The sequence below is a fragment of the Dietzia sp. DQ11-38-2 genome (genome assembly GCF_014145055.1).
GTDB lineage: Bacteria > Actinomycetota > Actinomycetes > Mycobacteriales > Mycobacteriaceae > Dietzia.
Window position 1 is genome coordinate 9992 of sequence record NZ_JAALDW010000033.1, and the last position, 11650, is coordinate 21641.

Below are 11650 nucleotides of genomic sequence, written 5' to 3' on the forward strand. Positions count from 1 at the left end.
GGCCGGAGTCCGGATCTTCTCCGACGACGGCATGTGCGTCTACGACCCGCTGGTGATGCGCCGCGCCCTCGAATACTCGGCGGGCCTCGGCGTGCTGATCGCGCAGCACGCCGAGGAGCCGCGCCTGACCAAGGGTGCGGTGGCACACGAGGGACCCACGGCCGCCCGCCTCGGGCTGACCGGCTGGCCGCGTTCGGCGGAGGAGTCGATCGTCGCGCGCGACGCGATACTGGCCCGGGACGCCGGCGCGCGCGTCCACATCTGCCACGCCTCCACCACGGGGACGGTCGAGCTGCTGAGGTGGGCGAAGGCACAGGGGATCTCGATCACCGCGGAGGTCACCCCCCATCACCTGCTGCTCGACGACACGAGACTCGAGTCCTACGACGGGGTCTACCGGGTCAACCCGCCTCTCCGCGAAGCCCACGACACCCTCGCCCTGCGTGACGCGCTCGTGTCCGGCGTGATCGACTGCGTCGCCACGGACCACGCCCCCCACGCCGCCCAGGAGAAGTGCTGCGAGTTCGCGGCCGCCCGCCCGGGCATGCTCGGGTTGGAGACGGCGTTGCCCATCGTGGCGGCCCTGCTGGTCGAGTCGGGGGAGATGACCTGGCGCGATCTGGCCCGCGTGATGAGCTCGCGCCCCGCCGAGATCGCCGGTCTCCCGGACCAGGGGCGGCCGATCGCGGTGGGGGAGCCCGCGAACCTCGCCGCCGTGGATCCCGACTCCCCGTGGACCGTCGTGGGGGAAGAACTCGCAAGTCTGTCCGCCAACACCCCGTATGAGGGGATGACGTTCGCGGCGCGGGTCGTGGCCACCGTGTACCGGGGTCGCATGACCAACCGCGACGGAGAGGTACTCGCATGACACAGGACATCTGGACCCTGATCATCGTCATCCTGGTCTTCCTGGGCGTACTCGGGTTGATGATCCGGGGGTGGCGCAACCGGACGCGATCCCAGGCAGGCCTGTTCGACGCCCTGCCCGAGGCGCCGGCCGAGACCGGTGATGTCATCCTGGGCCCGCTGACCGGCGTGTACATCGGGAGCACCGTGGCGGGGGACTGGCAGGCACGCATCGCCCGCGCGCCGCTCGGTCACCGATCGGCCGGAACCCTCACCGCGTTCACCGGTGGGCTGCGGCTCGACCTCGCCGACGCAACCGTCTGGATCCCCCGATCCGACCTCCAGACCGTCCGACGCGCCTCGGCGCTCGCCAACAAGACCGTGCCGGGCGGTGGGATCCTCGTCGCCCGGTGGCAGGTCGCAGGCCCGGACGGCACCACTCTGATCGACTCCGGTTTCCGGGCCGACGACAAGGACACGTACCCCCGCTGGGAGGAGCTGCGCGGAGACGCCGCTCCGACCCCCCGGCCGGACACCCCCAGCTCCACCACCGAGGAGAACAAGTGACACCGCACCACGGAACCACCGTCGCACCGGGGGGTCGCCACCCCGCCGCGCTCGTCCTTGAGGACGGTCGCATCCACCGAGGAACCGCGTTCGGGGCGACCGGGACGACGCTCGGCGAGGCCGTGTTCACGACCGGCATGTCCGGCTACCAGGAGACCCTGACCGACCCGTCCTATCACCGCCAGATCGTCGTCAGCACCGCTCCGCAGATCGGTAACACCGGATGGAACGACGAGGACGGTGAGTCGCTCCTGGACGGCAGGAACGGCGGCGGTCGGATCTGGGTGGCGGGCCTTGTCATCCGTGACCTGTCACGGCGGGCCTCCAACCACCGGTCCGAGCGCACGCTCGAGGACGAGATGCTCGCCCAGGGCATCGTGGGGATCGCCGACGTGGACACCCGGGCGGTCGTCCGCCACATCCGGGAGCTCGGGGCCATGAAGGCCGGCATCTTCTCCGGTGACGCCGTGGTGGACGACGAGTCGATGCTCGCGATCGTCCGCGATCAGGAGCCCATGGCCGGGGCCTCCCTCGCCGGGGAGGTCTCGACGGACACGCCCTACGTCGTCGAGCCCGAAGGCCGGGTGCGCCACTCGGTGGCCGCGCTCGACCTGGGGATCAAGACCAACACCCCCCGCATGCTCACCGCACGCGGCGTGCGGGTGCACGTCCTGCCCTCCGACTCGACCCTGCAGGACGTCCTCGATCTCGACGTGGACGGGGTCTTCCTGTCCAACGGGCCGGGAGATCCGGCCACCGCCGACGCCGCGGTTCACCTGACCAAGGAGGTCCTGAGCCAGGGGATCCCGTTCTTCGGGATCTGTTTCGGCAACCAGATCCTGGGCAGGGCGCTCGGACTCGAGACCTACAAGATGAGGTTCGGCCACCGCGGCATCAACATCCCGGTGGTGGAGAAGGCCACGGGGACGGTCGCCATCACGTCCCAGAACCACGGGTTCGCCCTGCGTGCGCCGGAGACCGAGACCTGGGAGACACCCTGGGGCACGGCCACGGTCACGCACGTGTGCGCGAACGACGGGTCCGTCGAGGGCGTCGCCCTCACCGACGGCTCGGCGTTCTCCGTCCAGTACCACCCCGAGGCCGCGGCAGGTCCCCGCGACGCCGCCGATCTCTTCGACCGCTTCGTCAGCCTGCTCGACTCAGCGTCGGGCGACGCCGCCGACGGTTCCGCAGACTCCAGAAAGGGCTCGAACTGATGCCCCGCCGCACAGACATCAACCACGTCCTCGTCATCGGTTCCGGACCGATCGTCATCGGCCAGGCGTGTGAGTTCGACTACTCCGGGACGCAGGCGTGCCGGGTGCTCCGTGCCGAGGGCCTGCGGGTCACGCTCGTCAACTCCAACCCGGCGACGATCATGACCGACCCCGAGTTCGCGGACAGCACCTACATCGAGCCGATCACGCCCGAGTACATCGACAAGATCTTCACCAAGGAGGCGGCCGACGGGCACCCCGTCGACGCGGTGTTGGCGACCCTCGGGGGTCAGACCGCGCTCAACGCCGCCATGCAGCTCGATGCCCAGGGGATACTCGCCAAGCACGGCGTGGAACTGATCGGCGCCGACATCCCCGCCATCAACCGCGGCGAGGACCGGCAGACCTTCAAGGACATCGTCGCGAGTGTGGGCGGTGACTCCGCGCGCAGCGCCGTGTGCCACACCATGGAGGAGGTCCACGCGACCGTCGCCGAACTCGGTCTGCCCGTCGTGGTCCGACCGTCGTTCACCATGGGCGGGCTCGGCTCCGGCCTGGCCTACACCACCGAGGATCTCGAGCGGATCGCCGGCGGCGGCCTGTCCGCCTCGCCCACGGCGAACGTCCTCATCGAGGAGTCGATCCTCGGGTGGAAGGAGTTCGAACTCGAGCTCATGCGGGACAACAAGGACAACGTCGTCGTGGTGTGCTCCATCGAGAACGTCGACGCCCTCGGGGTCCACACCGGCGACTCGGTCACCGTCGCGCCGTCCATGACGTTGACTGATCGCGAGTATCAGGACATGCGCGACATCGGGATCGCGATCCTCCGCGCCGTCGGCGTCGACACCGGGGGGTGCAACATCCAGTTCGCCATCAACCCCGTGGACGGCCGGCTCGTCGTGATCGAGATGAACCCGCGCGTCTCCCGGTCCTCGGCCCTGGCCTCCAAGGCCACCGGCTTCCCCATCGCCAAGATCGCCGCCCGCCTCGCCATCGGGTACTCGCTCGACGAGATCACCAACGACATCACCGGTGAGACCCCGGCGTGCTTCGAACCGACCCTGGACTACGTGGTGGTCAAGGCTCCGCGGTTCGCCTTCGAGAAGTTCCCCGGCGCGGACGACACCCTCACCACCACCATGAAGTCGGTGGGCGAGGCGATGAGCCTGGGCCGCAACTTCCGCGAGGCGCTCGGCAAGGTGATGCGGTCCCTGGAGACCAAGGCCGCCGGCTTCTGGACGCTGCCCGACGAGACGATCGCGCCCGGCCGGTCGACCGACGTCGACGCCGTCCTCGCCGACCTGGTGCGCCCGACCGAGGGCCGCATCTACGACGTCGAACTCGCGCTGCGCCTCGGCGCGACCGTCGAACAGGTCCACGAGGCATCGGGACTCGACCCGTGGTTCCTCGAGGAGATCTCCGCCCTTGTCGAGCTCCGTCAGGAGATCGTCGACGCGCCCGTGGTCGATGCCGCGCTCCTGCGGCGCGCGAAGCACAACGGACTGTCCGACGCCCAGATCGCGGCCCTGCGGCCGGAGTTCGCCGGCCCCGAGGGCGTACGGCGCCTGCGTCACCGCCTCGCGGTGCGGCCCGTGTACAAGACGGTCGACACCTGTGCCGCGGAGTTCGAGGCCAAGACCCCGTACCACTACTCGACCTACGAACTCGACCCCGCCGCCGAGTCCGAGGTCGCGCCGCAGACCGAGCGCGAGAAGGTCATCATCCTGGGCTCGGGACCCAACCGGATCGGCCAGGGCATCGAGTTCGACTACTCCTGCGTGCACGCCGCGCTCACCCTGTCCGAGGCCGGGTACGAGACGGTCATGGTCAACTGCAACCCCGAGACGGTCTCGACCGACTACGACACCGCCGACCGCCTGTACTTCGAGCCGCTGACGTTCGAGGACGTCATGGAGGTCTACCACGCCGAGACCGAGTCGGGCACCGTCGCCGGTGTCCTGGTCCAACTCGGTGGCCAGACCCCGCTGGGCCTGGCGGCGCAGCTCGAGGAGGCCGGTGTCCCCATCGTGGGCACCAGCCCCTCGGCGATCGACCTGGCGGAGGACCGCCGAGAGTTCGGCGAGGTCCTCGTCAGGGCCGGTCTGCCCGCACCCGCGTTCGGCACCGCCATCAACGCCACGGAGGCCACGGAGATCGCGGCCCGGATCGGGTACCCCGTCCTCGTGCGCCCCTCGTATGTCCTGGGTGGACGGGGGATGGAGATCGTCTATGACGAGGACTCACTGCGGTCGTACATCGATCGTGCCACCGAGATCAGCCCGGATCGTCCCGTCCTGGTCGACCGCTTCCTCGATGACGCGGTCGAGATCGACGTGGACGTGCTGTGCGACGGCACCGAGGTCTACCTGGGTGGCGTCATGGAACACATCGAGGAGGCCGGTATCCACTCCGGCGACTCCGCCTGCGCGCTCCCGCCCATCACCCTGGGGCAGGACGACATCGATCGCGTGCGCCGTTCCAGTGAGGCGTTGGCGTTCGGGATCGGCGTCAAGGGACTGCTCAACGTGCAGTACGCGATCAAGGACGACGTGCTGTACGTCCTGGAGGCCAATCCCCGGGCCAGTCGCACGGTGCCGTTCGTCTCCAAGGCGACCGGCGTGCACCTCGCCAAGGCGTGCGCCCGCATCATGATGGGCGAGACGATCGCCGAGCTCAAGGCCGAAGGCCTCCTGCCGTCCGACCGGGACGGCGGATCGCTCCCGGCGGACGCGCCCGTCGCGGTCAAGGAAGCGGTCCTCCCGTTCAACCGCTTCCGCACACCCGAGGGCAACCCCGTGGACTCACTGCTGAGTCCGGAGATGAAGTCGACCGGGGAGGTCATGGGCATCGGTCCCGACTTCGCCGTCGCCTTTGCCAAGGGCCAGCTCGCGGCCGAGGGGGTGCTCCCGACGTCCGGGACCGTGTTCGTCTCCGTCGCGAACAGGGACAAGCGCTCGATGGTGTTCCCGGCGCAACGGCTGGCCGCGCTCGGGTTCACCGTCCTGGCCACCGAGGGCACCGCGCTCATGCTCCGGCGGTACGGGATCGCCTGCGAGACCGTCGCGAAACTCACCGAGGCCGGGGGTGGGCCGGTCGACGACAAGGGTGACCCGGTCCGGACGATCGTCGACAGGATCCACGCGGACGAGGTCGACCTGATCCTGAACATCGCCTCCTCCACCGGGGGCACCAGGGCCGACGGACACGAGATCCGTTCGGCCGCGATCACCCGGCGGGTCCCGTGTGTCACCACGGTCCAGGGCGCGACCGCGGCGGTCCACGGTATCGAGGCGATCCGGCGCGGCGACGTCACCGTCAGCCCCCTGCAGGAGCTGCACAGCGGGTTCGCCGCCCGATGACCGACGGAACGTCCCGGGTCTCCTTCGGGGCGCGGCTCCACGGCGCGGTCCGGGCCCGGGGAAACCTCTGCGTGGGCATCGACCCGCACCCGGCTCTCCTCGAGGCCTGGGGGCTGGGTGTGGACGCCGTGGGTGTCCGCGAGTTCTCCCGTCGATCGCTGGAGGCCTTCGGGGATCTCGTGCCGGCGATCAAACCCCAGGTGGCGTTCTTCGAGGAGCACGGATCCGCCGGGTTCGCGGTCCTCGAGGAGGTGCTGGCGTCGATCGTCGAGGCCGGAGCTCTGTCGATCGCGGACGCCAAGCGCGGGGACATCGGTTCGACGATGGCCGGGTACGCACGGGCGTGGCTGGCGGAGGGCTCACCTCTGGCGTGTGACGCGCTCACGGTGTCCCCGTACCTCGGGGTGGCATCGCTCGACGCGGCCTTCGACGCCGCCACGGCGAACGACCGCGGGTTGTTCGTGTTGGCCCGCACCTCCAACCCGGAGGCGGTGGGACTGCAGGCGGCCACCGGGCCCTCCGGGACGGTCGCGCAGATGGTGGTGGACGAGGTGGGCCACCGGAACGCCGCGTCGGGGCCCGGGGCGCCGGGCTCGTTCGGTGTGGTGGTGGGCGCGACGGTCGCCGAGCCTCCGCGACTGGACGATCTCTCCGGTCCGGTTCTCATGCCGGGGGTGGGGGAGCAGGGGGGGACCGCCGAGGACGTCCGGAGGATCGCCGGACCCGCGTTACCCCGCACCCTCGTCAACGTCTCCCGGCACGTCCTGCGTTCCGGTCCGGACGTCGGGGCGATGCGCGCGGTGGTCCGCGACCTGGCCGAGACCTACCGGTTCGCCGGATCCGACTGACTCGTCAGCCGTCCCAGCGGTCGGCTGGAGTCACAGGGGCCCCGTGTGCCGCGCTGATCCATGACGCGGTCGCGCGATTTCGGGCGGTTCGGTTCGCGGCGGCGGACCGCCGACGTTAGTCTTCTCCTCACCTCACACGTCAATGCGCAGTTCAGGCGGGGTGCCACGCCGGGCCCCGCGCGAGGACGAGGCCACTCGGCCGCGTACTGTTGCTGAGGTCATCAGGCCCGACGCCGTGCCGGTCTCCCGCGAGGGGGGCGGACTCGCCCGGGTACGGTGAGCACGAGGGAGCGCCCGCTCCCGGACGCGCTCCGCAGCCCGCGGACGCGCCGGGGACGGTCACCGCACACCACACGTGGATGTCCTACGGTGGACACCCGCGTGAGTCATGAGACACACACGAACGAGACGGAGGAATTGTGGCCCTTCCCCAGTTGACCGATGAGCAGCGCGCCGCTGCTCTGGAGAAGGCGGCTGCCGCCCGTCGCGCCCGGGCTGAGCTCAAGGAGCGCCTGAAGCGTGGTGGCACCGACCTCAAGCAGGTGCTCAAGGATGCCGAGAGTGACGAGATCCTCGGCAAGATGAAGGTCTCGGCGCTGCTCGAGGCCCTGCCCAAGGTCGGCAAGGTCAAGGCGCAGGAGATCATGACCGAGCTGGAGATCGCACCGACGCGTCGCCTGCGTGGTCTCGGAGATCGCCAGCGCCGCGCACTGCTCGAGCGGTTCGACTTCACGGTCGACTGATCGACGCATGAACACACCGTCGTCCGGGGTCTCGTCCCCGGAAGCGGCGGCGAAGAGGGGCCGGCTGATCGTCTTGGCCGGCCCCTCCGCCGTCGGCAAGTCAACTGTCGTGGCGCGCCTCCGCGATCGCGTCCCGGACCTCTTCTTCAGCGTGTCGATGACCACCCGGGACCCCCGTCCCGGGGAGGTCGACGGTCGCGACTACCACTTCGTCAGCACGGAGGAGTTCCGTCGCGCCGTCGAACAGGGACGGATGCTCGAGTGGGCGGAGATCCACCGCGGTCTCCAGCTCTCGGGTACCCCCGCGGAGCCGGTTCGTCACGCCCTCGCGGAGGGGCGTCCGGTCCTCATCGAGGTCGACCTCGCCGGCGTCCGGCAGATCCGGGACTCCATTCCGGAGGGACGGACCGTGTTCCTGTCGCCCCCCTCGTGGGAGGAGCTCGAAGTCCGTCTGCGGGGCAGAGGTACCGAACCTCACGAGGTCGTCGCCCGCAGGCTCGAGACCGCCAAGGTCGAGATGGCCGCGCGGGACGAGTTCGACGAGGTCGTCGTCAACGACGAACTCGAGGCCGCGGTCGATGAGTTGGTATCATTGCTGGTCGGCCAAGACTGACGCCGAATCCGACGCCCGAGCACCACACAGGCCAGAGCACCACCCAGGCTGGACCCCAGAGGAGAACCCATAGTGGCCACCATCGAAGCAGCACCGGCAGCGCCGTTGTACGACACCCCGATCGGGATCACCAATCCGCCGATCGACGAGCTCCTCGAGCGGGCGTCCTCCAAGTACGCACTGGTGATCTTCGCCGCCAAGCGCGCACGTCAGATCAACTCGTACTACAACCAGATCGAGGAGGGCATCCTCGAGTACGTCGGCCCGCTGGTCGACCCGGCGCTCCACGAGAAGCCGCTGACCATCGCGCTGCGCGAGCTCCATTCCGACCTGCTCGACTGCGCCGAGGGAGAGTGACCCCTCCCGGGGGCGATGGGCGCCGTACCCGCGTCGTCGTCGGCGTCGGGGGCGGGATCGCCGCCTACAAGTCGTGTGGTCTGATCAGGCTCCTCACCGAGTCCGGGTGCCACGTCGACGTCGTCCCCACCGAGGCGGCCCTGAACTTCGTCGGGTCCGCCACCTTCGAGGCCCTGTCGGGCAACCCGGTCTCGACCGGTGTGTTCTCCGACGTTCCCTCGGTCCGCCACGTCGCCCTCGGGCAGCGGGCGGACCTCGTCGTCGTCGCCCCCGCGACCGCGGACCTGCTCGCGCGGGTCGCGTCCGGGCGCGCGGACGATCTGCTCACCTCCACCCTGTTGACCGCGCGGTGTCCGGTCCTTCTCGCGCCGGCGATGCACACCGAGATGTGGGAACACCCGGCGACGAGGCGCAACGTCGCCACCCTCCGCACAGACGGCGTCCATGTGATGCCCCCCGCCTCCGGCCGACTCACCGGATCCGACACCGGCGCCGGCCGGCTCCCCGAACCCGCCGACATCGCCCGTCTGTCGAGACTGCTGCTCGACGGCGGGACCCTTCCGTGGGACCTGGCCGGGCGCCACGTCGTGGTGACGTCCGGCGGCACCCGTGAGGAGATCGATCCCGTCCGTTTCCTCGGCAATCGCAGTTCCGGGAAACAGGGACACGCCATCGCCGCGATCGCCGCGGCGCGGGGAGCCCGCGTCACCCTGGTGACCTCCTCCGATCTGCCGGTGCCGGCCGCCGTCGAGGCGATCCACATCGACTCGGCCCTCGAGATGCGGGACGCCACCCTCTCGGCCGCGGCCGACGCCGATGTGGTGATCAAGGCCGCGGCGGTGGCCGACTTCCGCCCGACCGACGTGTCGTCCTCCAAACTCAAGAAGGACAGCGGATCCGAACCGGCCCAGATCCGGTTGGAACGCAATCCGGACATCCTCGCCGGGCTCGTCGCGGCCCGCGCGTCCGGGGAGATCCCCGCGGGCTGCGTCCTGGTGGGGTTCGCCGCCGAGACCGGCGATTCGACGGGGTCCGTCCTCGACCACGGCCGGGCGAAGCTCGCCCGGAAGGGGTGCGACCTCCTCGTCGTCAACGAGGTCGGGCGGGGCACCACCTTCGGACAGGACGTGAACGGCGGCTGGATCCTCGACGCCGCGGGCGGGGAGGTGTCGGTGGACAGGGCGAGCAAGGATCTGCTGGCCGGGCGGATCCTCGACGCGGTGGTGTCCGTGACCGAGTCACCATCCGCGCGGACCACCACGGACCGCACCGACTAGTCTGACCCCACGCGATCGACCGATCACACGCACCCGGCACCAGGAAGAGAGAACCACTGTGACGCAGGCACGTCGGCTGTTCACCAGCGAGTCCGTGACCGAGGGGCATCCGGACAAGATCTGTGACGCGATCTCCGATGCCATCCTGGACGCGATGCTGACGCAGGACCCCGAGGCCCGCGTCGCCGTCGAGACGATGGTGACCACCGGGATGGTGCACGTGGCCGGTGAGGTCAAGACGACCGGGTACGTCGAGATCCCGCAGCTCATCCGCGAGAAGATCGTCGAGGTCGGTTACGACTCCTCCGACAAGGGCTTCGACGGAGTCTCCTGTGGTGTGTCGATCTCGATCGGACAGCAGTCCCCGGAGATCGCCCAGGGTGTGGACACCTCCCACGAGGCACGGACCTCCAGCGATCCGGTCGAGGACGCGATCGCCCGGCAGGGCGCCGGTGACCAGGGCCTGATGTTCGGTTACGCGTGCTCGGACACCCCGGAACTCATGCCGTTGCCCATCGCTCTGGCCCACCGCCTCTCGCGGCGGCTGACCGAGGTCCGCAAGGACGGCACGCTGGCGTACCTGCGCCCGGACGGCAAGACCCAGGTGACCATCGAGTACGACGGCGAGCGCGCGGTCAGGCTGGACACGATCGTCATCTCCACGCAGCACGCACCCGAGATCGACCTGGAGACGACGCTGCGCGACGACCTCACCGAGCACGTCATCGGGCCGGTCCTCGCCGAGGCCGCGGCCGGTATCGAGACCGGCGACTTCCGCCTCCTGGTCAACCCGACGGGTCGGTTCGTCCTGGGCGGCCCGATGGGCGACGCCGGCCTGACCGGGCGCAAGATCATCGTGGACACCTACGGCGGGATGGCCCGTCACGGCGGCGGTGCGTTCTCCGGCAAGGACCCGTCGAAGGTCGACCGCTCCGCGGCGTACGCCATGCGGTGGGTCGCCAAGAACATCGTCGCGGCCGGGTTGGCCGAGCGTGTCGAGGTCCAGGTCGCGTACGCGATCGGCAAGGCCGCCCCGGTGGGGCTGTTCGTCGAGGCGTTCGGGACCGAGAAGGTCGACATCGCGGTCCTGCAGGAGGCGGTCTCCTCGGTGTTCGATCTGCGTCCCGGTGCGATCATCCGCGACCTCGACCTCAAGCGCCCGATCTACGCCGGGACGGCGGCCTACGGTCACTTCGGTCGGACCGACCTGGACCTGCCCTGGGAGAGGACCGACCGCGTCGACGAACTCAAGCAGGCCGTCGGGCGCTGACGACCGCCCCGGGTGTCGGATCGGGGTGCGAGGATCCGAGGCCGTGACCACGACTCGCCCGGCGGCCCGGGTCGCGGCGGCTGACGCCCCCGTGGCCCGGGTGCTTCCGCTGCTCGGAGTTCCGCACCTGGACAGGGAGTTCGACTACCTGGTCCCGGTATCCCTGGCCGATCAGGCGATCCCGGGGACGCGCGTCCGGGTGCGGTTCGCGGGCAGGCTCGTCGACGGGTTCCTCATCGAGCGCACGGACGAGTCGGATCACGCCGGGGACCTGGCCTGGTTGGAGCGCGTGATCTCGCCGGAGCCCGTGCTGACGCCGCGGTTGCTCCGGCTCGTCGAGCTGGTCGCCCGGAGGTGGGTGGGCATGCGTTCGGACGTCCTCCGGCTGGCCGTCCCCCCGCGGCACGCGGCGGCCGAGAAATCGGTGCCCGACCCGCAGCCTCCGCTGGGGGTGACGGAGGGGCCGGTCGAGATACCGACCGGCTGGGCCGACCACCCGATGGTGGCCCGGTTCCTCGACGCGGCGACCGGTGGGGTCCCGGCGCGGGCC

The 11650-nt window shown here is 70.2% G+C and carries 10 protein-coding genes and 1 pseudogene; all 11 read left to right on the top strand.

Going from position 1 to position 11650, the window contains the following annotated elements; translation table 11 throughout:
• On the top strand, window positions 1-868 hold an 868-nt coding region (locus tag G6026_RS01470; RefSeq protein ID WP_182612040.1), incomplete at its 5' end, for a dihydroorotase.
• Window positions 865-1413 (top strand): hypothetical protein, encoded by a 549-nt coding sequence (locus G6026_RS01475; RefSeq protein WP_182612041.1) that lies wholly within the window; start codon window positions 865-867, stop codon window positions 1411-1413. The genes G6026_RS01470 and G6026_RS01475, both read left to right, overlap by 4 nt.
• Complete coding sequence (gene carA / locus G6026_RS01480) at window positions 1410-2630, top strand: glutamine-hydrolyzing carbamoyl-phosphate synthase small subunit (RefSeq protein WP_182612042.1); 1221 nt, start codon at window positions 1410-1412, stop codon at window positions 2628-2630. Before G6026_RS01475 ends, carA begins: the two co-directional genes overlap by 4 nt.
• On the top strand, window positions 2630-5992 hold the full coding sequence (gene carB / locus G6026_RS01485; RefSeq protein ID WP_107756526.1) for a carbamoyl-phosphate synthase large subunit: 3363 nt from the start codon (window positions 2630-2632) through the stop codon (window positions 5990-5992). The genes carA and carB overlap by 1 nt, the downstream gene beginning before the upstream one ends.
• Complete coding sequence (pyrF, locus tag G6026_RS01490) at window positions 5989-6840, top strand: orotidine-5'-phosphate decarboxylase (RefSeq protein WP_182612043.1); 852 nt, start codon at window positions 5989-5991, stop codon at window positions 6838-6840. The genes carB and pyrF overlap by 4 nt, the downstream gene beginning before the upstream one ends.
• 419 nt (window positions 6841-7259) lie before the next feature.
• Complete coding sequence (mihF, locus tag G6026_RS01495) at window positions 7260-7583, top strand: integration host factor, actinobacterial type (RefSeq protein ID WP_007631925.1); 324 nt, start codon at window positions 7260-7262, stop codon at window positions 7581-7583.
• A 7-nt stretch (window positions 7584-7590) separates the two neighbouring features.
• A complete protein-coding gene (gene gmk, locus G6026_RS01500; protein ID WP_107756524.1) occupies window positions 7591-8196 on the top strand; it encodes a guanylate kinase in 606 nt (201 codons plus the stop codon).
• Between the two features lie 72 nt (window positions 8197-8268).
• Window positions 8269-8553 (top strand): DNA-directed RNA polymerase subunit omega, encoded by a 285-nt coding sequence (gene rpoZ / locus G6026_RS01505; RefSeq protein WP_017836841.1) that lies wholly within the window; start codon window positions 8269-8271, stop codon window positions 8551-8553.
• Window positions 8550-9830, top strand: coding sequence for a bifunctional phosphopantothenoylcysteine decarboxylase/phosphopantothenate--cysteine ligase CoaBC (gene coaBC, locus G6026_RS01510; RefSeq protein WP_182612044.1), 1281 nt, complete (start codon window positions 8550-8552; stop codon window positions 9828-9830). The genes rpoZ and coaBC overlap by 4 nt, the downstream gene beginning before the upstream one ends.
• A gap of 58 nt (window positions 9831-9888) precedes the next feature.
• Window positions 9889-11100, top strand: a complete 1212-nt coding sequence (gene metK, locus G6026_RS01515; RefSeq protein ID WP_107756522.1) for a methionine adenosyltransferase — start codon at window positions 9889-9891, stop codon at window positions 11098-11100.
• 43 nt (window positions 11101-11143) lie between these two features.
• A pseudogene (locus G6026_RS01520) lies at window positions 11144-11650 on the top strand (primosome assembly protein PriA); the annotation flags it as partial.